At 69.9% G+C, this 25,330-nt stretch carries 18 protein-coding genes and 2 tRNA genes; 4 read left to right on the top strand and 16 right to left on the bottom strand.

Annotation, left to right across the window (positions count from 1 at the left end; translation table 11 throughout):
• Window positions 1-87: 87 nt before the first annotated feature.
• On the bottom strand, window positions 88-360 hold the full coding sequence (locus tag HNR76_RS02060; RefSeq protein WP_162311271.1) for a hypothetical protein: 273 nt from the start codon (window positions 358-360) through the stop codon (window positions 88-90).
• Between the two features lie 216 nt (window positions 361-576).
• Between HNR76_RS02060 and parE the strand changes: the two genes are divergently transcribed.
• A complete protein-coding gene (parE, locus tag HNR76_RS02055; protein ID WP_162311270.1) occupies window positions 577-2,481 on the top strand; it encodes a DNA topoisomerase IV subunit B in 1,905 nt (634 codons plus the stop codon).
• A gap of 79 nt (window positions 2,482-2,560) precedes the next feature.
• On the opposite strand, the gene HNR76_RS02050 is transcribed toward parE, so the two are convergent.
• The 7 genes from HNR76_RS02050 to araD1 form a co-directional block, all read right to left on the bottom strand.
• Window positions 2,561-3,127, bottom strand: coding sequence for an ECF-type sigma factor (locus tag HNR76_RS02050; protein WP_162311269.1), 567 nt, complete (start codon window positions 3,125-3,127; stop codon window positions 2,561-2,563).
• 126 nt (window positions 3,128-3,253) lie between these two features.
• Window positions 3,254-4,270, bottom strand: coding sequence for a galactofuranose ABC transporter, permease protein YjfF (gene yjfF, locus HNR76_RS02045; RefSeq protein WP_162311268.1), 1,017 nt, complete (start codon window positions 4,268-4,270; stop codon window positions 3,254-3,256).
• Complete coding sequence (locus tag HNR76_RS02040) at window positions 4,267-5,373, bottom strand: ABC transporter permease (RefSeq protein WP_162311267.1); 1,107 nt, start codon at window positions 5,371-5,373, stop codon at window positions 4,267-4,269. The genes yjfF and HNR76_RS02040 overlap by 4 nt, the downstream gene beginning before the upstream one ends.
• Complete coding sequence (locus HNR76_RS02035; RefSeq protein ID WP_183982057.1) at window positions 5,373-6,875, bottom strand: sugar ABC transporter ATP-binding protein; 1,503 nt, start codon at window positions 6,873-6,875, stop codon at window positions 5,373-5,375. The genes HNR76_RS02040 and HNR76_RS02035 overlap by 1 nt, the downstream gene beginning before the upstream one ends.
• Window positions 6,876-6,934: 59 nt before the next feature.
• Window positions 6,935-7,903: an ABC transporter substrate-binding protein gene (locus tag HNR76_RS02030; protein WP_162311265.1), complete on the bottom strand. Its 969-nt coding sequence runs from the start codon at window positions 7,901-7,903 to the stop codon at window positions 6,935-6,937.
• A gap of 52 nt (window positions 7,904-7,955) precedes the next feature.
• Window positions 7,956-9,392 (bottom strand): aldehyde dehydrogenase family protein, encoded by a 1,437-nt coding sequence (locus HNR76_RS02025; protein ID WP_162311264.1) that lies wholly within the window; start codon window positions 9,390-9,392, stop codon window positions 7,956-7,958.
• A 27-nt stretch (window positions 9,393-9,419) separates the two neighbouring features.
• Window positions 9,420-10,427, bottom strand: coding sequence for an AraD1 family protein (gene araD1 / locus HNR76_RS02020; protein WP_162311263.1), 1,008 nt, complete (start codon window positions 10,425-10,427; stop codon window positions 9,420-9,422).
• Between the two features lie 165 nt (window positions 10,428-10,592).
• On the opposite strand from araD1, the gene HNR76_RS02015 reads away from it, so the two are divergent.
• Complete coding sequence (locus HNR76_RS02015) at window positions 10,593-11,546, top strand: LysR substrate-binding domain-containing protein (protein ID WP_162311262.1); 954 nt, start codon at window positions 10,593-10,595, stop codon at window positions 11,544-11,546.
• A gap of 88 nt (window positions 11,547-11,634) precedes the next feature.
• On the opposite strand, the gene HNR76_RS02010 is transcribed toward HNR76_RS02015, so the two are convergent.
• Window positions 11,635-12,435: an SDR family NAD(P)-dependent oxidoreductase gene (locus HNR76_RS02010; protein ID WP_162311261.1), complete on the bottom strand. Its 801-nt coding sequence runs from the start codon at window positions 12,433-12,435 to the stop codon at window positions 11,635-11,637.
• Window positions 12,436-12,612: 177 nt separating this feature from the next.
• On the opposite strand from HNR76_RS02010, the gene HNR76_RS02005 reads away from it, so the two are divergent.
• Window positions 12,613-14,337 (top strand): IlvD/Edd family dehydratase, encoded by a 1,725-nt coding sequence (locus tag HNR76_RS02005; RefSeq protein WP_162311260.1) that lies wholly within the window; start codon window positions 12,613-12,615, stop codon window positions 14,335-14,337.
• 89 nt (window positions 14,338-14,426) lie between these two features.
• On the opposite strand, the gene HNR76_RS02000 is transcribed toward HNR76_RS02005, so the two are convergent.
• From HNR76_RS02000 to uvrB, 3 genes are all read right to left on the bottom strand, one after another.
• Window positions 14,427-15,968, bottom strand: a complete 1,542-nt coding sequence (locus tag HNR76_RS02000) for an alpha-N-arabinofuranosidase (RefSeq protein WP_162311259.1) — start codon at window positions 15,966-15,968, stop codon at window positions 14,427-14,429.
• Window positions 15,969-16,290: 322 nt separating this feature from the next.
• Window positions 16,291-16,365: transfer RNA gene (locus HNR76_RS01995), tRNA-Val, on the bottom strand.
• Between the two features lie 267 nt (window positions 16,366-16,632).
• A complete protein-coding gene (gene uvrB / locus HNR76_RS01990; RefSeq protein WP_162311258.1) occupies window positions 16,633-18,651 on the bottom strand; it encodes an excinuclease ABC subunit UvrB in 2,019 nt (672 codons plus the stop codon).
• Between the two features lie 377 nt (window positions 18,652-19,028).
• Here uvrB and HNR76_RS01985 point away from each other — a divergent pair, with 377 nt between their 5' ends.
• Window positions 19,029-19,559, top strand: coding sequence for a GspH/FimT family pseudopilin (locus tag HNR76_RS01985; protein ID WP_162311257.1), 531 nt, complete (start codon window positions 19,029-19,031; stop codon window positions 19,557-19,559).
• Window positions 19,560-19,678: 119 nt separating this feature from the next.
• Here the strand turns inward: HNR76_RS01985 and HNR76_RS01980 are convergent, their stop codons facing one another.
• The 4 genes from HNR76_RS01980 to HNR76_RS01965 all read right to left on the bottom strand — a co-directional run bounded on the left by HNR76_RS01980 (window position 19,679) and on the right by HNR76_RS01965 (window position 25,320).
• Window positions 19,679-19,921 (bottom strand): hypothetical protein, encoded by a 243-nt coding sequence (locus HNR76_RS01980; RefSeq protein ID WP_162311256.1) that lies wholly within the window; start codon window positions 19,919-19,921, stop codon window positions 19,679-19,681.
• A gap of 165 nt (window positions 19,922-20,086) precedes the next feature.
• Window positions 20,087-20,163 (bottom strand) — tRNA-Asn (locus HNR76_RS01975).
• A 49-nt stretch (window positions 20,164-20,212) separates the two neighbouring features.
• Window positions 20,213-20,671: a type IV pilin protein gene (locus tag HNR76_RS01970; RefSeq protein WP_162311255.1), complete on the bottom strand. Its 459-nt coding sequence runs from the start codon at window positions 20,669-20,671 to the stop codon at window positions 20,213-20,215.
• Between the two features lie 17 nt (window positions 20,672-20,688).
• Window positions 20,689-25,320 (bottom strand): pilus assembly protein, encoded by a 4,632-nt coding sequence (locus HNR76_RS01965; RefSeq protein ID WP_246428954.1) that lies wholly within the window; start codon window positions 25,318-25,320, stop codon window positions 20,689-20,691.
• Window positions 25,321-25,330: the final 10 nt, after the last annotated feature.

The raw sequence follows: 25,330 nt of genomic DNA, 5'->3' as shown, positions 1-25,330 counted from the left end.
GCCCAAGCGGACGCCCGCGAGCGCGCCCTCCACGCCGGCCCGGAAAGCGGGTCCCGCCGGCCGTTGCGGCCCCGGCGGGGCGGCCGTTCAGCGCCGCCCGCGCTCTTCTTCTTCCTCTTCCTTCTGCGGCCGGGCCTTGGCGCGGCTGTCCTGCCCGGTGCGGGCGGCCTCGCGGCGCTTGGCGCGCTCGGCGGCCTCGTCGCGCTCGCGCTGCTCCTGCGCCTTGTGCTCGGCCAGCGCGCCCTGCTGGGCGCCCGGCTGGCCCTGGGAAGGACGGTTCTGCGCCAGCGCCAGCAGCGGCACCGCCGCGGCCACGACCGCCACGGCGGCCAGTGCACTCCAGAACAGACGTCGGTTCATGCGCTCCTCCTCGTTCGCGGGCGGGCCCCGCATCTATCGTTGCAACCGCAGACATGGCGACGACGGTGCGGCATTTCCAGTGCCCGGGGCCTCGGCCCGGTCACGGCGCCCTTATACGCCTCCCGCGCCGACGCGGCCCTGAACGGTGCCGGGCGTGCAAAAACCGGGGCCAGGCCGCACACTTCCGCGTCGTTTCCGCGCCATCCGCAAGGTTCCATGAGCAGCCGCTACAACGCCGCCGACATCGAAGTCCTCTCCGGCCTGGACCCGGTCAAGCGCCGCCCGGGCATGTACACCGACACCACCCGGCCCAACCACCTGGCGCAGGAGGTCATCGACAATGCGGTGGACGAGGCGCTGGCCGGGCACGCCAGGGAAATCGCGGTGGTCCTGTACCGGGACGGCAGTTGCGAGGTGTCCGACGACGGCCGCGGCATGCCGGTGGACATCCACCCGGAGGAGAAGATCCCGGGGGTGGAGCTGATCCTCACCCGGCTGCACGCCGGCGGCAAGTTCAGCAACAAGAACTACACCTTCTCCGGCGGCCTGCACGGCGTGGGCGTGAGCGTGGTCAATGCGCTGTCCACGCGGTTGGAGGTGCACATCAAGCGCGATGGCGGCGAGCATCGCATCGGCTTCCGCGACGGCGACCGCGCCACGGCGCTGGAACTGGTCGGCGCGGTCGGGAAAAGGAACAGCGGCACCCGCCTGCGCTTCTGGCCCGACCCCAAGTACTTCGATACGCCCAAGTTCAACCTGCGCGCGCTGCGCCACCTGCTGCGGGCCAAGGCGGTGCTGTGCCCCGGCCTGACCGTGACCCTGCTGGACGAGGCCACCGGCGAGCGCGACGCCTGGCACTACGAGGACGGGCTGCGCGCCTACCTGCTGCAGGAACTGCTGAAGAACGAGCCCTCCGGGCGCGAGTTGCTGCCGGCCGGCCTGTTCACCGGCGCGCTGAAGAAGGACACCGAGATGGTGGACTGGGCCGTGGCCTGGGCCCCGGAAGGCGAGCTGGTGCAGGAGAGCTACGTCAACCTGATCCCCACCGCCCAGCACGGCACCCACGTCAACGGCCTGCGCTCGGGCCTGACCGAGGCGCTGCGCGAGTTCTGCGACTTCCGCAACCTGTTGCCGCGCGGGGTCAAGCTGGCGCCGGAGGACGTGTGGGACCGGGTGTCCTTCGTCCTGTCGGTGAAGTTGACCGACCCGCAGTTCAGCGGCCAGACCAAGGAGCGGCTGAGCTCGCGCCAGGCCGCCGGCTTCATCGAGGGCGCCGCCCACGACGCCTTCAGCCTGTGGCTGAACCAGCACGTGGAACTGGGCGAGCGCATCGCCCAGCTCGCCATCGAACGCGCGAGCGCGCGGCTGAAGACCGAAAAGCAGATCGTGCGCAAGAAGGTCACCCAGGGCCCGGCGCTGCCGGGCAAGCTGGCCGACTGCATCAGCCAGGATCTCTCGCGCACCGAGCTGTTCCTGGTGGAGGGCGACTCGGCCGGGGGCAGTGCGCGGCAGGCGCGCGACAAGGACTTCCAGGCGATCCTGCCGCTGCGCGGCAAGATCCTCAACACCTGGGAGGTGGCCAGCAGCACCGTGCTGGCCTCCGAGGAAGTGCACAACCTGGCCATCGCCATCGGCTGCGACCCGGGCAAGGACGACATCTCGGGCCTGCGCTACGGCAAGGTCGTGATCCTGGCCGACGCAGACTCCGACGGCCTGCACATCGCCACCCTGCTCAGCGCGCTGTTCCTGCGCCACTTCCCGGCGCTGGTGGCGGCCGGCCACGTGTTCGTGGCCATGCCGCCCTTGTTCCGCGTGGACGTGGGCAAGCAAGTGTTCTACGCGCTGGACGAGGAGGAGAAGCGCCTGCTGCTGGAGAAGATCGCGCGCGAGAAGATCAAGGGCGCCGTCAGCGTCACCCGCTTCAAGGGCCTGGGCGAGATGAACCCGCAGCAGTTGCGCGAGTCCACCATCCATCCCGACACCCGCCGGCTGGTGCAGTTGACCGTGGACGACGGCGAGCAGACCCGCGCGCTGATGGACATGCTGCTGGCCAAGAAGCGGGCCGGAGACCGGAAGGCGTGGCTGGAGACCAAGGGCGACCTGGCCTCGCTGGAAGTCTGACGCCGGCCGTCCACCGATGCCCGCCGCAGCGGCGACGGCACGGGTCGTCCGGTCGCGGGGCGGAGCGCGCGCGGCCGGATCAGGACGCCAGTTGCCGGTTGAGCCAGGCCTTGGCGAAGCGCAGGTCCCGGTCCACCGTGGGCACCGAGACGTCGAGCACGGCGGCGATCTCCTCGTGCGACATGCCGCCGAAATAGGCCAGTTCCACCGCGCGCCCGGCGCGCTCGTCGTACCCGCTCAGCCGCTCCAGCGCCTGGTGCAGGGCCAGCACGTCGTAGTTGCCCGCGTCCTCGCGGTAGCCGCTGCCGTCCACGTGCGACAGGGTGACGTTGATGGCGCCGCCGCCGCGCTTGGCCGCCGCGCAAGCGCGGGCGTGGTCCACCAGCACCGCCCGCATCTTCAGCGCCACCAGGGCGAAGAAATGGGCGCGGTCGGCAAAGCCGACCTCCCGCCCCAGCATGCGCAGCAGCGCTTCGTGCACCAGCGAGGTCGGCCGCAGCGTCGCATCGCCGCGGCTCCGGTCCAGGCGCGAGGCCGCCATGTCGCGCAGCATCGCGTAGACCGAGTCGAACAGCGACTCGCGCGCCTGCAGGTCGCCCGCGCGCCACGAATGCAGCAGCCTGGTGATGTCGTCGGACACGTCCATTCCCCATCGGCGGACCCGCGCAGGAGAACCAGGGCGCGCGGGCCGGAGCGATTATAGGCGTCGGAGATGGCGGGACCGGCATCCGCGCCCTGTCCGGCGTACGCGGCGGATGCCCGCCCCGGCGGCCTATCCGCCCGCGACGCGCTCGCGACGCGCCAGCAGCCGCTGCAGCAGGCAGAACGCCAGCAACAGGACGCCGATGGCGATGCGCGTCCACCACGAGCTCAAGGTGCCGTCGAACACGATCAGGGTCTGGATCAGCCCCAGCACCAGCACGCCGAACAGGGTGCCCAGCACGTAGCCGCGGCCGCCGGCCAGCAGGGTGCCACCGATGACCACCGCGGCAATCGCGTCCAGTTCCAGCCCCATCGCGTGCAGGCTGTAGCCGCTGAGCATGTAGAAGGTGTAGACCACCCCGGCCAGCGCCGAGCAGAAACCGCTGAGCGCATATACCCGCACCAGGGTGGCGGCCACCGGCAGGCCCATCAGCTCCGCCGACTGCTCGCTGCCGCCGATCGCGTACACCGTGCGTCCGAAGCGGGTGGCGCCCGCCAGCAGCGCGCCGCCGGCCACCACCGCCAGCGCCACCGCCGCACCGGCCGACAGCGATGCGCCACCGCCCAGCGGGATGCGCAGGCTGGCCACGGCCACGTGGAACCCGTGGCCGATGCCGATGGAATCCACGCTCACCAGTGTGGCCGCGCCACGGGCCAGGAACATGCCGGCCAGGGTCACCACGAACGGTTGCAGCCGGTAGCGCTGGACCAGCATCCCCATCAGCGCGCCGAAGGCCGTGCCCAGCGCCAGCACCAGCGCGATGGCCGCCAGCGGGTGCCAGCCGTGCCGCTCCACCAGGCTGGCCAGCAGCACGGTGCTGAACGCGATCACCGCGCCCACCGACAGGTCGATGCCGCCGGTGAGGATCACGAAGGTCATGCCCACCGCGACGATCAGCAGAAAGGCATTGTCGATCAGCAGGTTGAGGAACACCTGCGGCGCGAGGAAGCCGTCGTACAGCCCGCCGCCCGCCGCCGACATGGCCACGAACAGCGACACCGTCACCGCCAGCGACAGTACGCCCGGGTCGCGCAGGCGACGGCGCATGCCGGTCCACGCCACGGCACCGGGCGGCGCCGCGCTCATGCGCCTCCTCCGGCGGCCGGGCGCGACACCAGCGCGCGCACCTGCCCGCGGAACCGCGGGGACTGCAGCAGCAGCACCGCGGTCACCAGCAGCGCCTTGACCACCAGGTTGACCTGCGGCGGCACGCCGGCGGCGTAGATGGTGGTGGTCAGGGCCTGGATGATCAGCGCGCCGACCAGGCTGCCGGCCAGGCTGAAGCGCCCGCCGGCCAGCGCGCCGCCGCCCAGCGCCACCGCCAGGATCGCGTCCAGTTCCAGCAACTGGCCCGCGTTGTTGGCATCGGCACTGGCCACGTTGGAACTGACCAGCAGGCCGGCCAGGCCCGCGCTGAAGCCGCAGAACACGTACAGCGCCAGGGTGATGGCGCGCGCGCGCACCCCGGCCACGTGCGCGGCCACCGGGTTGTGGCCGATGGCGCGCACGAACAGTCCCAGCGCGGTGCGCTCCAGCAGCAGCTTCAGGCCGGCGAACACCGCCGCGACCACGAACAGCGAGAACGGCAGCCCCAGCAGGAAGCCGTTGCCCAGGAACGCATAGGGCGCGTAGTAGATGGTGAGGACCTGCCCGTCGGCGACCAGTTGCGCCAGGCCGCGCCCGGCCACCATCAGGATCAGGGTGGCGATGATCGGCTGCATGCCGGCCTTGACCACCAGCAGGCCGTTCCACAGCCCGCACAGCGTGGCGGCGCCCAGCGCGCAGATCACCGCCGCCAGCAGCGGCAGCAGCCCGTCGCCGGCCCCGCCGGCCTGCATCCGGGCGATGCTCCAGGCCGCCACGGTGGCGGCGATGGCCAGTACCGCGCCAACCGAAATGTCCAGCCCGCGCACCGCGATCACCAGGGTCATGCCCAGCGACACCAGCGCCAGCGGCGCGGCGCGATTGGCAATGTCGACCAGGTTGCCGTAGAGGTGGCCGTCGCGCCATTGCAGGGCGAGGAAGCCGGGATTGAACACGGCGTTGCCCAGCAGCAGCAGGGCCAGGGCCAGCAGCGGCCACAGCAGCGGATGGGCCAGCATGCGCTGCGACAGGGGGGGCCGCGCCGCCGGCAGGGGCGCCGCGGACGGGGGCGAAGCGGGTGCCGGCGGCACGTCCTTGCGTTCCATCACGCGTGCCCGGCGATCAGTTCGAGCACCTGCCGGCCATCGCCTCCGCCCGGCAGTTCGCCGGCCTTGCGCCGCTCGCGCATCACCGCGATGCGGTCGCTCAATCGCGTCAGCTCCTCGATCTCGGCCGAGATGAACAGCACCGCCATGCCCCGCCGCGCCAGCCGTACCACCTCGGCCATGATCTCCTGCTTGGCGGCGACGTCGATGCCGCGCGTGGGCTCGTCCAGTATCAGCAGGCTGGGCCGGGTGGCCAGCCAGCGCGCCAGCACCACCTTCTGCTGGTTGCCGCCGGACAGCGCGTCCACCGGCGTCTCGATGCTGGGCGCCTTGATCCCGAGCAGGGCCACGAACTCCCGCGCCATCGCGTCCTGCGCGCCCCGGGGCAAGGCCCGCCACCCGCCGCGCCGCGCCTGCAGCGCCAGCACGATGTTCTCGCGCACCGACAGCCCGGCGACGATGCCCTCGGTCTTGCGCTCCTCCGGGCACAGCGCCAGGCCATGGGCGACCGCCTCGGCGGGGTGGCGCAGGTCCACCGCCGCGCCGCCCAGGCGCAGCTCGCCGCCGTCGGCGCGGTCCAGCCCGAACAGCAGCCGCGCCAGTTCGGTGCGCCCGGAACCGAGCAGCCCGCCCAGCCCCAGCACCTCGCCCGCGCGCACCTGCAGGTCCACCGGATGCAGGCCGCCGCGTCGCGCCAGCGCGCGCGCCTCGGCCACCACCCGCGCGCCGGCGGCCGGCGCGTCCCCGGCCTCGCGCGCGGCGGCCAGCTCGACCTGGCGCCCGACCATTGCCGCCACCAGCGCGGACTGCGGCAGCGCGGCCGGCAGGTACTCGCCGACCAGGGCGCCGTTGCGCAGCACGGTGATGCGGTCGGACACCGCGTACACCTGGTCCAGGAAATGGGTGACGAACAGGATCGCCATGCCGCGCTCGCGCAGCCGGCGCATCACTGCGAACAGCTCGCCCACCTCGTCCTCGTCCAGGCTGGAGGTGGGCTCGTCCAGGATCAGCACCCGCGCCGACACGCCCAGCGCGCGGGCGATGGCCACCATCTGCTGCACCGCCACCGGGTAGCCGCCCAGCGGCAGGTCGACGTCGATGTCCAGGCGCAGCTCGGCCAGCAGCGCGCGGGCGCCCGCGCGCACCTTCGGCCAGTCGATCAGCCGGCTCCAGCGCCGGCGCGGATAGCGGCCCGCGTAGAGGTTCTCGGCCACCGACAGGTTCGGGCACAGGTTCACTTCCTGGTAGACCGTGCCGATGCCCGCGTGCTGCGCCTGCAGCGGCGTGGCCGGGGCGATGGCGCGGCCATCCAACGCGATGCTGCCGGCGTCGGGCGCCTCGGCCCCGGTGAGCAGCTTGATGAGGGTCGACTTGCCGGCGCCGTTCTGGCCCATCAGCGCGTGGATCTCGCCGGCGCGCAGGTCCAGGCCGGCGCCGTCCAGCGCCACGGTGGCACCGAAGCACTTGCGCAGGCCGCGGGCCTGCAGCACCACCGCGTTCATCCGCCGGCTCCGCGGCGCGGCGACCGGCGGGGCAGGAATGCGGGCGCGCGCATCGGCCGTCAGTACTTGCGGTTGGGCAGCTCGGCGGCGGCCTGGTCGCGGGTGAACACGCCCTCGTCCACCGTCACCCGCCTGGGCACCGCCCTGCCGGCGTGCACGTCGCGCACCAGTTGCGCAAGCTGCGGGCCGAGCAGCGGATTGCACTCCACCGTGGCGTTGAGCTTGCCGGCCTTCATCGCCTCGAACGCACCGCGCACGCCGTCGATGGAAACGATGCGGATGTCGGTGCCCGGCTTCAGCCCGGCCTCCTCGATGGCCTGGATGGCGCCGATGGCCATGTCGTCGTTGTGCGCGAACAGCACGTCGATGTTCCGGCCCTCGGCCTTGAGGAAGGCCTCCATCACTTCCTTGCCCTTGGCCCGGGTGAAGTCGCCGCTCTGCGAGCGCACCACCTTGAAGCGATCGTCGTCTTCGATCGCCTCCTTGAAGCCGCGCATGCGGTCGTTGGCCGGGGCCGAGCCCACCGTGCCCTGCAGCTCGACGATGCGCACCGGCTCGGGCCGGCCTTCGCTGTCCTCGACCAGCCAGCGCGCGGCGCGGCGGCCTTCCTCGACGAAATCCGAGCCGATGAGAGTGGCGTACAGCGATGCGTCGGATACGTTCACCGCGCGGTCGGTCAGCACCACCGGGATGCCGGCGGCCTTGGCCTCGCGCAGTACCGTCTCCCAGCCCGACTCCACCACCGGCGAGAACGCGATCACGTCCACGCGCTGGGCGATGAAGCCGCGCAGCGCCTTGATCTGGTTCTCCTGCTTCTGCTGCGCGTCGGAGAACCTCAGCCTGAACTCCGGCACGGCCAGCGCCTCCTTCACCGAGCGGGTGTTGGCGGTGCGCCATTCGCTCTCGGCGCCCACCTGGCTGAAGCCGACGGTGATCGCCTCATTGGCGTCCACCGCACTCCGGCCGCCGCCGGAGCAGCCGGCGAGCAATACGCCGCACAGCGCCAGCACCAAAAACGGCTTCCTCATCGCTCCCTCCCGATTGATGTGTCCCGCTGCCGCTGCCGCGGATGCCCGCGCCTCAGGCCGAGGTGTAGGCGGTCTTGACCGTGGTGTAGAACTCCACCGCGTAGCGGCCCTGCTCGCGCGGGCCGTAGCTGGAGGCCTTGCGCCCGCCGAACGGCACGTGCGGGTCCACGCCGGCGGTGGGCAGGTTGACCATCACCATGCCCGCCTGCGCATGGCGCTTGAAATGAGTGGCATGCTTGAGCGAGGTGGTGCAGATGCCCGCGCACAGGCCGAACTCGGTGTCGTTGGCCAGGGCCAGCGCGTGCTCGTAGTCGTCGGCGCGCAGCAGCGCGGCCACCGGCCCGAAGATCTCCTCGCGGGCGATGCGGTCGGACGGCTTGGCCGCGAACAGAGTCGGCGCCAGGAAGTGGCCGCGGGTCTTCCACTCCACCCGTTCGCCACCGGCCAGCAGCTCGGCGCCGTCCTCGTGCCCGGCCTGGATGTAGGACAGGTTGGTGTCCAGTTGCGCCTGGCTGGCCGCCGGGCCGATGTCCACGCCCTGCTCCAGCGGGTCGCCGACCCTGATCTTCGCCATCCGCGCCTGCATGCGCGCCACGAACACGTCGTACACCGCGTTCTCCACGATCAGCCGGCTGGAGGCGGTGCAGCGCTGGCCGGTGGAGAAGAAGGCGCCGTTGACCGCGCACTCCACCGCCTTGTCCAGGTCGGCGTCGGCCAGCACCACCAGCGGGTTCTTGCCGCCCATCTCCATCTGCACCTTCAGCGCGCGCGCGGCGGCCTGCTTGAGCAGCGCGTGGCCGGTGGGCACCGAGCCGGTGAAGGTCAGCGCGTCCAGCCCCTTGTGCTCGATCATCGCCTGGCCGACCACCCGGCCGCTGCCCAGGACCATGTTGAACGCGCCCTCCGGCAGGCCCGCGCGCGCGAGGATCTCGGCGATGGCCCAGGCGCAGCCGGGCACGATCTCGGCCGGCTTGAACACCACCGTGTTGCCGTAGGCCAGCGCCGGGGCGATCTTCCAGGCCGGGATCGCCAGCGGGAAGTTCCACGGCGCGATGATGCCCACGGCACCGACCGGCTCGCGGGTGATCTCCACGTCCACGCCGGGACGGGTGGAAGCCAGCTTCTCGCCCGGGATGCGCAGCGCCTCGCCGGCGAAGAACTTGAATATCTGCCCGGCGCGCGCGGCCTCGCCGATGCTCTCGGCCAGGGTCTTGCCCTCCTCGCGCGCCAGCAGCCGGCCCAGTTCCTCCTTGCGCGCCAGGATCTCGCTGCCGACCGCGTCGAGGATGTCGGCGCGCTGCTGCGGGTTGGAGAGTGCCCACTTCGGCAGCGCGGCGCTGGCCGCGTCCACCGCCTGCGCGGTGCGCGCGGCGTCGAGCACGCCGTACTGGCCGACCGGCACGTCCAGGTCGGACGGGTTCTCGTCGGCGTGTCCGCCGTCGCCTTCCACCCACTGGCCGGCGATGTAGCTGCTGAAACGCTGGTTCACTTCGATCTCCTCATGCGATCCCGCGCGTCACAGTACGCGGACGCCACCGGGGACGAAACCCGACGCCACCGTACGCAGCGGATTGCGCAGCGGCGCGCCCAGTTCGGGCAGTTCGATCTCGAACACGTCGCCCGGCTGCGCGCGGACGCCATCGGCGAAGCTGAGCGTGGCGGTACCGAAGAAGTGCAGGTGCACGTCGCCCGGGCGCCGGTGGGCGGGGTACTTGAAATGGTGGTACTCCAGGTTCTCCAGCGAATGGCACATGTTGGCCTCGCCGGTCAGGAACGGCTTCTCCCACACCACCGCGCCATCGCGGACCAGGCGGCTGGCGCCGCGCAGGTCGCGCGGCAGCTCGCCGGTGCGCAGCTCCGGCCCGATGGCGCAGGCGCGCAGCTTGGAATGGGCCAGGTACAGGTAGTTCTGGCGCTCGGTGACGTGGTCGGAGAACTCGTTGCCGATGGCGAAGCCCAGCCGGTGCGGCGTGCCGTCCGGGCCGACCACGTACAGGCCCACCAGCTCCGGCTCCTCGCCGCCGTCCAGGGCGAAGTCCGGCGAGTCCAGCGTCGCTTCCGGCGCGGCCACGATGTCGCCATCGCCCTTGTAGAACCATTCCGGCTGCGCGCCGACCCGGCCCGGCGCGGGCATGCCGCCTTCCACGCCCCACTGGAACATGCGCATGGAGTCGGTGAGCGTGCCCTCCTCGGCCTGTTGCCGCAGCTTCTGGTGCATGGCGTCGCGCGCGCTGGCGCTGCCCAGGTGGGTCAGCCCGGTGCCCGTCACCAGGCAGTGCGCCGGGTCGGGGTGGTGCAGCGGCGCGCGCACCCGGCCCTCCCGCAACAGGCCCGCGTAGTCGAGCGACAGGCTGCCGGGCGAGGCGGCCGCCTGCCGCTCCAGCCGCTCGCCGGCGGCGATGGCGCGCACGGCCAGCTCGTAGGTGCTCGATACGCCGTCGAGCAGGCGCGCGCTGCGGCCGTGGCCGTCGACCACGCCCACCCGGGTCTGCCCGGCATCGTCCACCAACTGGATCAATCGCATCGCTCGGCCCGCATCGCTCGGAATCTGGATGGCACGCAGCCTCCTTGGGAGAGGTGAAGCCGACTGGATGTGCCGCCTCGCATTCTGCCCACCCAATTCATATACATCCAATCCAATTTGTCGAATAACATATACGAATAACAATATCGATCAGAGATTCGCCATATGGTCCCGAGCATCCCCTGGTTCGTCCGCGCGCGGCTGAAGACCCGGCAGTTGATGCTGCTGATCGCCATTGACGAGGAAGGCAACATCCACCGCGCGGCCGAGACCCTGGCGATGTCGCAGCCGGCTGCCTCCAAGCTGCTCAAGGACCTGGAGGAGATGATGGGCGTGCCGCTGTTCGAGCGGCTGCCGCGCGGCATGCGCCCGACCTGGTACGGCGAGACCATGATCCGGCACGCGCGCATCGCCCTGTCCAGCCTGGGCGAGGCCGGCGCGGAGATCGAAGCGATCAGGAACGGCTGGTCCGGCAGCGTGGCCATCGGCGCGATCGCCGGCCCGGCGATGAGCCTGCTGCCGGCCACGCTGGCGGGGATCACCCGGCGGCATCCGAATCTGCGGGTGTCGCTGCTGGTGGAGAGCAGCGACGTGCTGCTGGAGCGGCTGGAACAGAACCGGCTGGATTTCCTGATCGCGCGCCTGTTCCCGCGCCACGACAAGCGCCACCTGCACTACCAGGCGCTGGCCGAGGAGGAGATCTGCGCGATCGCCCGGCCTGGGCATCCGGTCCTGTCGCTGGCCCGGCCGGGGCTGCGCGAGCTGGCCCAGGCCCACTGGATCGTGCCGCCGGAGGGCAGCGTGCTGCGCCACCGCTTCGAGCTGATGTTCCAGAGCGCCGGCCTGCAGCCGCCGCGCCAGGTCATCGCGACCACCGCCTTGATGTTCCTGACCAAGATGCTGCGGGAAAGCGACTACCTGGCGGTGATGCCGGTGGACGTGGCCCGGCACTACGCCGACCACGGCATGGTGAGCATCGTGCCGGTGGAGCTGTCGTGCCGGATGGATGCGTTCGGCCTGATCACCCGCAGCGACTGGCTGCTCTCGCCCGGCGTGCGCACCGTCCTGCAGGCGGTGCGGGAAGCGGCCGCCGAGATCTACGGCACGCCGTCCGCATAGGCGCGGCGGCGGCGGCCTCGCCGTTGCAGGAGCCGGCGTCGGCCGGCGACGGGGGCGGATGCGCGGGAAGCGCCATGCCGGCAGGCGCTCAACTCCAGCCGGCGTCGACCACGAACTCCTGCGCGGTGATCGCGCGCGCCTGGTCCGAGGCCAGGAACAGCGCCATCGCCGCGATGTCGTCCGGCCACACCTTGTCCGGCAGGCACTGATTGCGCCGCAGGTCGGCCTCGCCGGCCTCGTCCAGCCACAGCTCGATCTGGCGCTGGGTCATCACCCAGCCGGGCGTGACCACGTTGATGCGGATGCGCTGCGCACCCAGCTCGCGGGCCAGGCCGCGGGTGAGGCCGTTCACCGACGACTTGGCGGCGGCGTACACCGGGTAGCCGCCGGTCTTGGTCCTCCAGCCGGTGGAGCCGAGGTTGACGATGGAGCCGCCGCCCAGCCGCCGCATCCCCGGCACCACCGCCTGGATGGCGAAGAACGCCGGGCGCTGGTTGATCGCCACCCTCCGGTCCCAGTACTCCGGCGTGACCTCGTCCAGGGCGTGGCGATCGTCGCTGCCGACGTTGTTGACCAGCACGTGGAAGTCGCCCAGCGCGGCTGCCGCGTCGGCGATGGCCTGCTGCAGCGCAGGCACGTCGGCCACGTCGCAGTGGCGATGCCAGGGGCGTGGATGGCCGGCCGCCGCCAGCCGCCCGGACAGCGCCGCGCCGGCCTCCTCGGCGATGTCGACGAAGGCGACCTGCGCGCCCTGGCCGGCGAAGGCCTCCACCAGCGCGGCGCCGATGCCGCTGCCGCCGCCGGTGACGAATACCCGCCGCCCGGCCAGGTTCGGATAGCTCGCCCGTTCTTGCAGATGGCGCTGCTCCGCGCCCGTCCCCGTTGTCATGCGCCTGTCCCGTCGCGTCGATGGAAAGGCCAGATATAGATATATGTTTATGTATCGATATCATGGCTATTGTTATTTTTACAGCATGAATATGCCCGGTAGGATCGCCTCGGTAAAGAGCCGGCCACCGCACTTACGCCCCCTCCACTCCGCATCCCCGGCAGGAACCCCGACCGCATGAGCGACTTCAGGAAACCGCCTCTCCGCAGCCGGCAGTGGTTCGGCCGCGATGGCAAGCAGGGGTTCTACTACCGTAGCTGGCTCAAGGGCCTGGGCCTGCCGCACGACCTGTTCGATGGCCGCCCGGTGATCGGCATCTGCAACACCTGGTCGGAACTGACCCCGTGCAACAGCTCCTTCCGCGAGCTGGCCGAGCACGTCAAGCGCGGCGTCTACGAGGCCGGCGGCCTGCCGCTGGAATTCCCGGCGATGTCGCTGGGCGAGACCCAGATGCGCCCCACCGCCATGCTGTTCCGCAACCTGGCCAGCATGGACGTGGAGGAGTCGATCCGGGCCAATCCCATCGACGGCGTGGTCCTGCTGATGGGCTGCGACAAGACCACGCCCTCGCTGCTGATGGGCGCGGCCAGCGTGGACCTGCCCACCATCGGCGTTTCCGGCGGACCGTCGCTTTCGGGCCACTGGCGCGGCAGGCCGGTGGGCTCGGGCACCGGCGTGATCGAGATGTCGGAGATGGTCCGCGCCGGCACCCTGTCGCAGGACGAGTTCACCGAGGCCGAGGCCTGCATGCAGCGCTCCAAGGGAAGCTGCATGACCATGGGCACCGCCTCGACCATGGCCAGCATGGTCGAGGCGATGGGCATGTCGCTGCCGGAGAACGCGGCGATCCCCGCGGTCGATTCGCGCCGCTTCCGCCTGGCCCACCTGTCCGGGCGGCGCATCGTGGAGATGGTGCGCGAGGACCTGCGCATGTCCAAGGTGCTCACCCGCGCCGCGTTCGCCAACGCCATCCGCGCCAACGCCGCCATCGGCGGCTCGACCAACGCGGTGATCCACCTGCTGGCCATCGCCGGGCGCCTGGGCGTGCCGCTGACCCTGGACGACTGGGATGCACTGGGCTCGCGCCTGCCCTGCCTGCTCAACCTCAAGCCATCGGGCGAGTACCTGATGGAGGATTTCTACTACGCCGGCGGCCTGCCGGCGGTGCTGCGCCAGATCGCCGCGCACCTGGACCTGGATGCGGCGACCGTCAACGGCCGCACCCTGGGCCAGAACATCGCCGATGCACCGTGCTGGAACCACGAGGTGATCCGCCCGCTGGGCGACCCCTTCAAGGCCGAGGCCGGCATCGCCGTGCTGCGCGGCAACCTGGCCCCGGACGGCGCGGTGATCAAGCCCTCGGCCGCTTCGCCGCACCTGCTGCGGCATCGCGGCCGCGCGGTGGTGTTCGAGGACATCGAGGACTTCAAGGCGCGCATCGACGACGAGGCGCTGGACATCGACGAGAGCTGCGTGATGGTGCTGAAGCACTGCGGCCCGCGCGGCTACCCGGGCATGGCCGAGGTGGGCAACATGCCGCTGCCGCCCAAGCTGCTGCGCCGCGGCGTCACCGACCTGGTGCGCATCTCCGACGCGCGCATGAGCGGCACCGCCTACGGCACCGTGGTCCTGCACGTCTCGCCCGAGGCGGCGGCCGGCGGCCCGCTGGCGCTGGTGCGCGAGGGCGACTTCATCGAACTGGACGTGCCCGGCCGGCGCCTGCACCTGGACGTGCCGGACGCGGAACTTGCGCGCCGCCGCGCCGCATGGGCCCCGCCGCCGGCGCCCGCGCGTGGCTGGGCCAAGCTCTACGTGGACCACGTGCAGCAGGCCCACCTGGGCGCCGACCTGGACTTCCTGGCCGGCGGCAGCGGCGACGCGGTCGCCCGCGACTCGCACTGACGGCACCACCGGGGGGCCGCGTGCGGCCCCCTGGCCGCGCGCACCACCCCTCCCACAGGGAGGGAGTGAGAACCCCCGGAAACGCCGCCTCAGCGCGGCTTCAGCCCGACCACCGCCACCGAGTGCGGCGGCAGTTGCAGGCGCCCGTTGGACAGCGTCACCGGCCTCGGCGCGACCGTGTCCTTCGCCTCGAAGGTGTTGACCGCGTCCACCCGCGGCGCGGTCAGCAGCAGCCCACGTGCCGATGCCGCATCGAACCCGGCCACCTCCAGCCCGACCTCCACCGCACGGCCGGCATCGACGTTGGTCACCGCCACCCACAAGGTGCCGTCGGCCGCCTTCGCGGCGATCGCGTCCACCCGCGGCAGGACGACGTCGCCCACCGTATAGCGGCCCTTGTCGAACGCCACCGGCACGAAGGCCGCATCCTGGAACGGCACGTACATGTGGAACACGTGGTAGGTGGGCGTGAGCAGCATCTGCTCCTTGTCGGTCAGGATCATCGCCTGCAGCACGTTGACCATCTGCGCGATGTTGGCCACGCGCACGCGCTCTGCGTGACGGGCGAAGATGTTGAGGTTCAGCGCGGCCAGGATCGCGTCGCGCATGGAATTCTGCTGGACCAGGAATCCGGGGTTGGTGCCCTCGGCCGGCGCCAGCCACGCGCCCCACTCGTCCACCACCAGGGCGACTTCCTTCTCCGGGTCGTACTTGTCCATGATCGCCGAGTGGGTGCGGATCAAGGTGTCCATGCCGAGGGTTTCCTCGATGAACTTCGCATACTCCGGCTCGCCGAAACCGGTGGCCTTCACGCTGGGCGGCCAACCGTTGAGGGTGTAGTTGTGCAGCGACAGGCCGTCGATGGTCCAGCTCCACACCCGCTCGGACCACGCCTTCATCACCGCCTCGGTGTACTCGGTCTTGGCGCCGTCCGGGCCGACCGCGATCAGCTTGCTCTTCTGGTCCGGGTCGTAGTTGCGCGTGTAGCGCGCGAACGCCTTCATCAGGTCCACGTAGTAATCAGCGGACATCGCACCGCCACAGCCCCAGTTCTCGTTGCCCAGGCCCACGAACGGCACCTGGAACGGGGCCTTGCGGCCGTTGCCCACGCGCTCCTGGGCCAGCGCGGTGGGATGCACGGCGGTCATGTATTCCATCCACTCCGCCGCCTCCTGCACAGTGCCCGAACCCACGTTGACCGACACGTAGGCATCGGCACCGACCTGCTCGATGAAGTCGAAGAACTCGTGGGTGCCGAAGGTGTTGGGCTCGATCACCCCGCCCCAGTTGGTGTTGACCATCGCCCGGCGCCGTTCCTTCGGGCCGATGCCACCGCGCCAGTGGTACTCGTCGGCGAAGCAGCCGCCCGGCCAGCGGATGTTGGGCACCTTGATCGCCTTCAGCGCGGCGACCACGTCGTTGCGGATGCCGCGGGTGTTGGGGATGTCCGAGTCCGGGCCGACCCACACGCCCTCGTAGATGCCATGCCCGAGGTGCTCGGCGAACTGGCCGAAGATGTGGCGGTCGATCTTCGCGCCGGGTTTGTCGGCCTCCACCTTGAGGAGCACGTCCTGGGCGGCGGCCGGCGCGGCCGCCAGGAACAGGACCAGCAGGGACGAACGCAGGGACATCGTGCTTCTCCTCGTCAGGATGGATCGGTGGCGGATCGGGGGACAGGTTATCCACGGACCATGCGTGAATATGCGAGAACGATCCAATGACTTTTACCCGGCATCCGATATGGAAAACGGTATGGATGAGTTCGTGGAAGGATAAAGTGCGTATCGGATCGTCCATCGGTACCGCGGCCGAAGCCGGCCGAGGGGACCTGGGATCGTGCAGAATCCGGGTATCGCCAGCGGTCGCCATGCCCGCATGCCGGGCACGAAAAAGCCGGCGCGCCGGCCGGCTTTGAGGGACAACCACGGAGCGCGCTGGAACCAGCGCCTCAAGTGGTGGGCGGTACAGGGTTCGAACCTGTGACCCCTACCATGTCAAGGTAGTGCTCTACCGCTGAGCTAACCGCCCGGGAACCGCATCCTGCGCGGGATCGCCCGCCACAGGGGCGCGCATTCTACCGTGGGGCCGGGGCCCGCCACAACCGGCGCCGCCCTCGCCCTGGGAGCGCCCTCGGGCGCGAGGGGGCTTGCCCAGGATTCAATAGAGGGGGACTTCCCCGCATGCCCGCCAAAGGCGTCGCGGCCAAGGCCGCTCCTGCGATGCGTGGAGGGAAGGCTGTCGCGACTTGGTCCGACCCGGCGTGGCCGAGCGCGACGACGCCCCTGCGCGAGCGGTTCAGCCGGCCAGGCTCGCCTCCTTCAGCCTGCGGATCTGGTCGCGCAGGCGTGCGGCATCCTCGAACTCCAGGTCGCGGGCGTGCTGGTACATGCGCTGCTCCAGTTCGTGGATCTTCGCCACCGCCTTGGCCGGGTCCATGGCCGCGTAGTCGGCGGCCGGCTCGGCGACCTGGCGGGACTTGCCGCGGGTGGACTTGCCCTGGCCCGGCTCGGTGCGGGCGCCTTCCATCACGTCCATGATCTGGCGCACCACCGCCTTGGGCACGATGCCATGGGCGGCGTTGTACTCCACCTGCCGCTCGCGGCGGCGGTCGGTTTCCTCGATGGCGGCCTGCATCGACTTCGTCATCCGGTCCGCATACAGGATCGCGGTGCCGCGCAGGTTGCGCGCGGCGCGGCCGATGGTCTGGATCAGCGAGCCGGTCGAGCGCAGGAAGCCCTCCTTGTCCGCGTCCAGGATGGCCACCAGCGACACCTCCGGCATGTCCAGGCCCTCGCGCAGCAGGTTGATGCCGACCAGCACGTCGAACTTGCCCAGGCGCAGGTCGCGGATGATCTCCACCCGCTCCACCGTGTCCACGTCCGAGTGCAGGTAGCGCACCTTGATCCCGTGCTCGGCCAGGTAGTCGGTGAGGTTCTCGGCCATGCGCTTGGTCAGGGTGGTCACCAGCACGCGGTCGCCCTGGGCCACGCGCAGGTTGATCTCGCTCATCAGGTCGTCGACCTGAGTGGACACCGGGCGGATCTCCACCCGCGGGTCGACCAGGCCGGTCGGGCGCACCACCAGTTCCACGATCTGGTCGCCGGCCTCGCGCAGTTCGTACGGCCCGGGCGTGGCCGAGACGTACACCGCGCGCGGCGCGCGCGCCTCCCACTCCTCGAACTTCAGCGGCCGGTTGTCCAGCGCCGACGGCAGGCGGAATCCGAACTCCACCAGCGTCTCCTTGCGCGAGCGGTCGCCCTTGTACATCGCGCCGATCTGCGGGATGGTCACGTGCGACTCGTCCACCACCAGCAGCGCATCGGCCGGCAGGTAGTCGAACAAGGTCGGCGGCGGCTCGCCCGGCGCCTTGCCCGTCAGGTGCCGCGAGTAGTTCTCGATGCCCGAGCAATAGCCCACCTCGGCCATCATCTCCAGGTCGAACTGGGTGCGCTGGGCCAGGCGCTGGGCCTCGACCAGCTTGTTCTGCGCGTACAACTGCTCCAGCCGCGCCTTCAGTTCGGCCTTGATCGTCTCGACCGCGCTCAGCACTCTTTCCCGCGTGGTCGCGTAGTGGGTCTTCGGGTAGATGGTGTAGCGCGGCAGCTTGCGCAGCACCTCGCCGGTCAGCGGGTCGAACAGGGCGATGTTCTCGATCTCGCCATCGAACAGCTCGATCCGCACCGCCTCGGCGTCGCTTTCGGCCGGGTGCACGTCCACCACCTCGCCGCGCACGCGGAAGGTGCCGCGCTGCAGCTCGTACTCGTTGCGGGTGTACTGCAGTTGGGTGAGGTGGCGCAGCAGCTCGCGCTGGTCGATGCGCTCGCCGCGCGAGAGAATCAGGCGCAGCGACAGGTAGTCCTCCGGCGCGCCCAGGCCGTAGATCGCCGAGACCGTGCCCACCACCAGCGCGTCGGGCCGCGACAGCAGCGCCTTGGTCGCCGCCAGCCGCATCTGCTCGATGTGGTCGTTGATCGAGCTGTCCTTCTCGATGAAGGTGTCGGTGGAGGGGACGTAGGCCTCGGGCTGGTAGTAGTCGTAGTAGCTGACGAAGTACTCGACCGCGTTGTTCGGGAAGAACGCCTTGAACTCGCCGTACAACTGCGCGGCCAGGGTCTTGTTCGGCGCCATCACCAGGGTGGGCTTCTGCACCGCCTGGACCACGTTGGCGATGGTGTAGGTCTTGCCCGAACCGGTCACGCCCAGCAGCACCTGCTTGGCCAGGCCCGCATCGAAGCCCTCGATCAGCTTGGCGATGGCCTGCGGCTGGTCGCCCGCGGGGGAATACGGGGACACCAGTTCGAATCGCTCGCTCATGGGCGGCACCGGCTTGGGGGACCGATCAGTATAGACAGGCCCCATGCCCGCCCGCCGTCACCCGGACGGCGGGCATCCGGACAGGGCCGCCGGATGGCATGCCGGCGCGTACGGTCCTGCGGCTCCAGGAGCCGTGTCGGCCGTACCCGGCCCCTACGAACGATCGCTTCATGGCCGCCTCCCTGCAGGAGCCGACTTCAGTCGTCGACCGCCTCCGGAGCCTGGAAGAACTGGTACGAGGCACGGCAGCCACCGGCTGAAGCCACCTCCTACATGCTGTACCGGGAATTCCTACAGGCGGCCCAGCCACCGGCCGATTCCGCGGCGACGGAACGGGCGCGATCCTGTCGCCACTCCCGAGCGAAAGGATTTCGCCCATGCGCAAGGATGCGCCGGGATTCACCCTGATCGAATGCCTGACCGTGATCGCCGTCGTCGCCCTCCTCTACGGCCTGGCCCTGCCCGGCTTCCAGGAGGCCCTGCGGCGCCAGCACATCGCCACGGCCATGCACCTGGTCAGCGCGCAACTGGCCCAGGCCCGCAACACGGCGATCACGCAGCGCGTGCCGGTGACGCTGTGCCCCTCGCGGGGCGACGGCCGCTGCCGCGACGATCCGGACTGGAGCGCGGGCTGGCTGCTGTATCGCGACCCGCGGCGCGGCAACCAGCCGCTCGCCGCGGCGGACATCCTGCGGGACGTGCGCCAGCCGCTGCCCGGCTCGGTCCAGGTCCGCTCCAGCGCCGGCCGGCAGCGCGTCCGCTACCAGCCCGACGGCCGCAGCGGCGGCAGCAACCTCACCCTGCAGGTGTGCCACGGCCCGGTACTGGGCGGCGAGATCATCGTCAACAACGTCGGCCGGGTACGCACGCGCAGGCCGCCCGCGGGCAGCGCCTGTACGGGAAACTGAAAAAGCGCTTGCGCACACTTCCGGCACGCGCCGAGCGTGCGGGGCGTACATGAGCACGTGCCGGCTGCCAGGACGGCGGCCGGTCTCCTGGCGAGAAGGCGGCCGGTCCGCGAGGACTTTCAGCCGCCCTTCGGGCAGGGTTCGCCCTCGGTCTCGCCCGGCACCAAGCCGGCCGCGGCCAGCATGCAATTGAGCTGGCGGTTGACGTAGGCCTCGTGCTCGGCCGGCAGTCGCCGGGTCAATGTCTCGGCCTCGGCGGCGAAGGCCTCCAGCACCTTGTCCGCTGCCAGCTCGGCCATCAAGCGGGGGAGCCGCCGCTCGAGGCGTTCCAGTTCGGCATGGATGTCGGCGCGGGTCTTCATGCCCGCATGCTGCATCGGGCCGCGTCGCGAGGTTGTCACGACAGTGGGCGGCTTACCCTGTTCCCCATGCAAGTGGCGGCGCGCCAGGTTCGCATTTTTCGGCGCCGGATTTGCATTCGGGCAGAAAAAAAGGGCTTGCGATCGCTCGCAAGCCCTTGAATTTTCTGGCGCCCGAAGTTGGACTCGAACCAACGACCCCCTGATTAACAGTCAAGTGCTCTAACCGGCTGAGCTATTCGGGCGGGGGCGGAATTATAGGTCCGATCCGGACCGCCCATCAAGCATCCGGCATCAGAAGCACTCGGGATTGCGCGCGGTGCCGTCTCCCGAGCCCCTCACCCCGACCTGGTTGATCGTCAAGGTTCCGCAGCGGTCGGCCGTCTGCCCGCCCTGGGGAGTGGCGGTGATGGTGAACGTGGCCGCGCCCAGGTCGCTCACCTCGACCGCGTAGTAAACGGTGGAGCCTTCGCGCGGCGACTGCGTGACGCCCGGGTCGAAACTGGCATAGGTGTTGTTGACGGTGTGCCAGCGCTCGGCGAGTTGCGCGTACTCCACCAGGTCGGCCTTGGCCTGGGCGCGGCGGGCCTTGCGCACGTGGTCGTTGTAGGCCGGATAGGCCAGGGCCACCAGGATCGCGACGATCACGACGGTGATCATCAGCTCGATCAAGGTGAAGCCCCGGACCCGGCGTGCCCGCCGCGACGACGGCGGGCGCTGGGCCGGGCGGATGGCGGAAGCGGTCTTGCTCATGGCGGTCTTTCCTTCCATCAACGCACCTGGCGCCAGGACTGGCGGCCGCACGGACGCGGCAGGTACAGGGGATCGGCGCCGGCGGCGCGCAGGACGAAGCTGCATTGCTCGGCGGCGATCAACTCATCCACCGTGCATGCGGGGTCGGCGGGGTCGCAGCCGGTCAGCTTGGGCACGAATACATTGGTGCCGGTCACCGGCGCCTGCGGCGCGTCCTCCTTGTTCAAGGAGATGGCCCCGCAGTTATCGGTGCACACCGCCTCCCCACCGGGCGTCAGGCTGATGCCGGCCATGCTGCCCGTACCGTTGAGCAGGTCCAGCGCATACATCCAGTTGACGCCGCCACCGGCCGAACAGATCGCGGAAGCGGGCACGTAGGTGGTGAACACCACCTTGCCGCTCTGCAGCGTGGGCGTGCCGATGAACCTCTCGCCGGCGGCCTCGCCTTCTACGAGCAGGTCCACGTACCAGCCATGGTGGGTCCCGTAGTTGACGGGGTTGGGCGGCAGCGGACCCACTCCACGGGTGTTGTACCCGTTGCTGATCCCCTGTGCCTCCTGGCCTTGGGAAACGAGCGAATCGCGGGTGCCGACCGGGGTGCTGCTGAGGTTGTCCCAGATCCCGTAGAAGGACTGGACCGAGGACGTGGTGTTGTCGCCCTGGGTGAAGTACCTGCCGGTACCGAAGAACACGCTGACGCCGCCCCCCGGCCCGCTGGAGACCTCGATGCCGCCCGTGATCGGCTGCGGCTGCCCATCGTAGACGGCCTGGAAAAGCGGTGCGCCGCCGAAGGCCACCAGCCAACTGGACGGGGTACCGCTGCGCAGGTCGAACTTCCACAGGTTGCCCTGCAGATCGCCGGCATAGACGGTATCCACCAGGCCTTCGCTGTTGTAGACGGCCACTGGGGCCACGCTCATCAGGCCATTCTGGCTGGCGTAGGTGCTGGATGTGGGCTTGAGCCTGGACAGCACCGCGCCGGTGGCCAGGTCGACCACGTACAGCACCGGGGCGCCGTTGGCCGAGTTCGGCCCATTGCCGAAGATGGCCACCCACCTCGGCGCGGCGTCCGCACCTGCACCCGCAACCGGCACGATCGCGGGCTTGCCCAGCGCGAATCCGAGATCGTCGTCGGTTTGGGCATTGAGTTCCCACAGCACCTTGCTGGCATCGAAGCTGCCCGGGTTGGTGACGTCCAGGGCGTATACGGAACCGAAACCGCGCGCACTGGCGCCCGCGGCGATGCCTGCGCCACCCGCGCCCGTGGTCCCCACCAGCACCGTGCGCCAGTCGCCGGCGCCGCTGCCGCTGAACGAGGCGTCGCCCACGGTGATGGGGCCGTCGACGAAATAGCGGTGGTCGTAGTTGGGGTTGGCCAACTCGTACATGTGCCGCAGGGAGCCATTGGGAATGAAGGCGAACTCTTCCGCGCCACCGCCCGAGCCCTGTGCCGCGTCGAACGCATGCAGCATGCCGTCATTGGCTCCCACGTAGATCATCCTTCGCCCCGCAGTGCGCTTGGCGGCCAGGAAGTCGCGGTAGCCACCGCCCAGCCCGGCCCGCCATTCAGGCGCGCCGGACGCGGCGTAACTCCAGTAGCCGTAACCGAAATCGTCCTGTGGAGTCACGATTTCCGGCTGCGAGTTGACGATGTCGCCCAGCAGCGAACTCCGGTTGCGGTAACCGGTCACCGGCTGGCCGCGCAGGTAGTTCACCAGGTTGCCGGGCGTCGGCGAGGCTCCTAGCCAGGTCGGTACCGGCGTCGGCACGCCCAGCGCCTGGAGGCGAGCGGCATTGTTGGCGCCAGGCAGGTTCGTCGCGAGGAATGGCGAGGCCTGCACCGCCTGCGTCACCGTACCGGCTGCATTGACGGTGGTGGACCGGGTCACCATGAATATGTCGCGCGCGTCGGGTGCCGGGATCTTGCTGGAAGCCTCCCATACGACGCTTCCCTGGCCGCCCAGCGCCGTCACTTCCAGCGCCCGCAGATAACCGGTCCAATCGCCCGGGTTGTCCTCGGGACCAGGCTGGAACCCGACCTCGACCGTCACCGAACCGTCGCCGATGCGTGAACCGGCGCCGCCGCCGGCGGTCGTCGCGCCCTCCAGCACCGCCGCACGGAAGATGTCCTCGATCTCGCGCTTGAGCTTGGAGGGGTTGCGCGCGAAGAAGTAGTTGTCGGGCACGCCGGCCTTCTTCGAGTCCCACTCACCCGGGTCCGGCAGGCCATTGTTGTTGGCGTCCTTGAAGCCGCCGTACTTGGCCGCGTACCACAGCGGGCTTTCGAGCTGCTTGGCCGAGCTGGTGCCCAGCTTGACCTTCATGACCGTCGGCGCGGTCCAGCTCGCCGGGGGATCGTCCTGCCCGGACAGGATCGACTTGAAGCTGTCGTTGCCGGGAACCCGTGTCAGGCGGTGTACGCCATCGTTGTCGGAACCGGACAGCATGAAGCCGGTCAACAGGGTATAGCCGGCGTAGGCCGACAGGTTCTCGATCCGGATCAGCGCTTCGTCGGCGGCCACCGTGGGCCTGCGATTGGTGCCGCAGACGCCGCTGGTCGGTGCGCGCCAGCAGATTTCCTTGCCGGTATAACTGCCGTTGTTGTTCGGGTTATGGTCCGCATCGCAGGTATCGCCGACGCAGTAGGTGATCATGGTCACCACGTCGTTGTCGAAGTCGCTGCCGTACAGGGAGTCCTCCCAGACCAGGGAGAAACTGCCGGACCGGCTGTCGGCCGCCAGCGGACGCCCGTAGGTGTACCGGGTGCCGAACGTCGAAGTCTTCGGGCCGATGCCGACCGAACCGAGGAAGCAACTGCCCCAGCCGGAATCGGTGGCGACGGCGGTACCGCTGCTGTTGGACTGGCACAGCGGCGCCAGGCCGACCGTGCCGTCGCCGATGGGAATCTCGAACTTGGGCAGGTTGTCCGCCAAGGCCACCGCATACGTGGTGACCGTATTCCTGTACCCGGCCGGGCGACCGGTCGGGACATTGCTGCTGCGCACGTCGGTCGTGTTGGCCTTGTGGGCCAGGCCGGCCAGCAGGTAGCTGCCTTCCATCGATGGGATGTCGGGACAGATGCCCCGTACCAGGCTCAACCCGGAAACGTTCTTGGCCGAGCACAGGTAGGAATGGGTCGCGATGGAACTGCCCTTGGGCGTGGCCCCCACGCCACCCACCACGTAGCTGCCGCTGATGCCTTCGGCCACGCCCACGGCGTCGGTCGCGGTGGCGGCGTTGATCCCGGCAGCGGCGGGAATCTCATCGCTGTCGAAGGTGGGATAGCTGGAGGACAGCAACAGGATGTTGCACGAGGCACAGTAGGAATTGCCGCCGCCGCCCGAGGCCGCCGGCTTGTAGGGGTCCTTCCACGCCAGCCCCGTGGGCAGGCCGGTCAGGTCGCCACTTACGTTGAACCCGTCTGTCCTGGTCTGTCCGGCGATGTAGCGCAACGCCTCGGCGTACATCTCGGCGACCGGGTTGCCCCAGGCGCTGCACGTCTGGCCATTGTTGCCGGGATTGTTCAGGTTGTCCCGGCCGCCCTGGCCTTGCCGGTTGAGGATGCCCCACGTGTTGCAATCGTTCCACAGGATTTCGCTGCTCCAGCCGCTCCATTGGGTCAGCTTGAAGCGGTCGAGGGTGTTGACGATGCCTTCGGCCCCGGCGGCCTTGCAGAATCGGCCCGTGGCCAGGTCGACCTCGTTGCCATCATTGCAGCCGGAGCCGTTACCGGAGAACCGGCCGATGTTGCGGCGGAGCACGCCGCCGCTGCGCGGCGCCGAATAGCTGCCGCTGATCAGGCCGAAGCGCAGGCTGCCGCTTTCGCCGTATTCCTGGAGCAGGCCCACGGGCTTGTAGGCGGAAGTGCCGTAACGGCGGCAGTTGGTCTCGTGCAGGTCGGTGTTGTTCCCGGCGCAGACCTGCACGCGGACGTTGTAGTCCGTCGCGCTGGAAGGCTCGCCCTCGGCCGTACGGCCGGTCCGGCACTGGTACAGGGAGGTGGAGGACCACTCGGAATAGGCACCGGTCGCCATGCGCATGATCGGGGCCGAATCGGCGCCGGTCGAGGAGTTGCAATACGAACGCGTGCCCGAGTTGGGGGTGAAGTCGCCGTTGTCGTTGTAGATCTTGACCCAGGCATGCAGGTCGTTGGGAATATGCGCGCGCTCCAGGACGGTGGTCGCGGCATCGGTCGACCGGGTTCCGCCATACAGCACGTGGCGCACGATATCCAGCCGGCTCATGGTGGTCCAGTTCAGAAAATTGCCGCTCCACCTGGCACCGGGACAGGTGTGGTTGTTGGCGCCCTCGGCCTTGGCGACCGCCCTGAACTGGTTGCTGGCGTACTCGTAGCAGAGGAAGGAATCGAAGTAGCCCGCATAGTCGAACTTGTCGGTGTACGTCGTATCGATCGTGCCGTCTTCGTCCAGGTCGGTGTAGTCCGAATACGCCTTGGTGAACAGCCGCTCGTCGCGCGACATCACCATCATCATCAGCGGGGGCTCGGCCGCGCCCTGGTAGAGCGGCTTCTGCGCGATGTCGTAGTCGCCGACAGCGGCCGACAGGCTGAGCATCCAGCCGACCACCGCCGCCAAGCCTATGCCGAGCGCGGACCAGCGCAGCCATTGGGGGATCGCAATGCCGTTCATGACCGGTACC

The organism is Pseudoxanthomonas broegbernensis, from assembly GCF_014202435.1.
GTDB classification, from domain to species: Bacteria; Pseudomonadota; Gammaproteobacteria; order Xanthomonadales; family Xanthomonadaceae; genus Pseudoxanthomonas; species Pseudoxanthomonas broegbernensis.
The sequence above is the reverse complement of the archived record's forward strand: the minus strand, read 5'-3'. Positions and strand labels throughout refer to the sequence as shown.

What these genes read in the sequence shown, in the direction of transcription:
- parE (WP_162311270.1), top strand. Translation starts at nt 577, where the DNA reads ATGAGCAGCCGCTACAACGCCGCCGACATCGAAGTCCTCTCCGGCCTG.
- HNR76_RS02015 (WP_162311262.1), top strand. Translation starts at nt 10,593, where the DNA reads ATGGTCCCGAGCATCCCCTGGTTCGTCCGCGCGCGGCTGAAGACCCGG.
- HNR76_RS02060 (WP_162311271.1), bottom strand. Translation starts at nt 360, where the DNA reads ATGAACCGACGTCTGTTCTGGAGTGCACTGGCCGCCGTGGCGGTCGTG.
- HNR76_RS02040 (WP_162311267.1), bottom strand. Translation starts at nt 5,373, where the DNA reads ATGGAACGCAAGGACGTGCCGCCGGCACCCGCTTCGCCCCCGTCCGCG.
- HNR76_RS01970 (WP_162311255.1), bottom strand. Translation starts at nt 20,671, where the DNA reads ATGAGCAAGACCGCTTCCGCCATCCGCCCGGCCCAGCGCCCGCCGTCG.
- HNR76_RS02030 (WP_162311265.1), bottom strand. Translation starts at nt 7,903, where the DNA reads ATGAGGAAGCCGTTTTTGGTGCTGGCGCTGTGCGGCGTATTGCTCGCC.
- HNR76_RS02050 (WP_162311269.1), bottom strand. Translation starts at nt 3,127, where the DNA reads ATGGACGTGTCCGACGACATCACCAGGCTGCTGCATTCGTGGCGCGCG.
- uvrB (WP_162311258.1), bottom strand. Translation starts at nt 18,651, where the DNA reads ATGAGCGAGCGATTCGAACTGGTGTCCCCGTATTCCCCCGCGGGCGAC.
- HNR76_RS01985 (WP_162311257.1), top strand. Translation starts at nt 19,029, where the DNA reads ATGCGCAAGGATGCGCCGGGATTCACCCTGATCGAATGCCTGACCGTG.
- HNR76_RS01965 (WP_246428954.1), bottom strand. Translation starts at nt 25,320, where the DNA reads ATGAACGGCATTGCGATCCCCCAATGGCTGCGCTGGTCCGCGCTCGGC.
- HNR76_RS02010 (WP_162311261.1), bottom strand. Translation starts at nt 12,435, where the DNA reads ATGACAACGGGGACGGGCGCGGAGCAGCGCCATCTGCAAGAACGGGCG.
- araD1 (WP_162311263.1), bottom strand. Translation starts at nt 10,427, where the DNA reads ATGCGATTGATCCAGTTGGTGGACGATGCCGGGCAGACCCGGGTGGGC.
- HNR76_RS01980 (WP_162311256.1), bottom strand. Translation starts at nt 19,921, where the DNA reads ATGAAGACCCGCGCCGACATCCATGCCGAACTGGAACGCCTCGAGCGG.
- yjfF (WP_162311268.1), bottom strand. Translation starts at nt 4,270, where the DNA reads ATGAGCGCGGCGCCGCCCGGTGCCGTGGCGTGGACCGGCATGCGCCGT.
- HNR76_RS02000 (WP_162311259.1), bottom strand. Translation starts at nt 15,968, where the DNA reads ATGTCCCTGCGTTCGTCCCTGCTGGTCCTGTTCCTGGCGGCCGCGCCG.
- HNR76_RS02035 (WP_183982057.1), bottom strand. Translation starts at nt 6,875, where the DNA reads ATGAACGCGGTGGTGCTGCAGGCCCGCGGCCTGCGCAAGTGCTTCGGT.
- HNR76_RS02005 (WP_162311260.1), top strand. Translation starts at nt 12,613, where the DNA reads ATGAGCGACTTCAGGAAACCGCCTCTCCGCAGCCGGCAGTGGTTCGGC.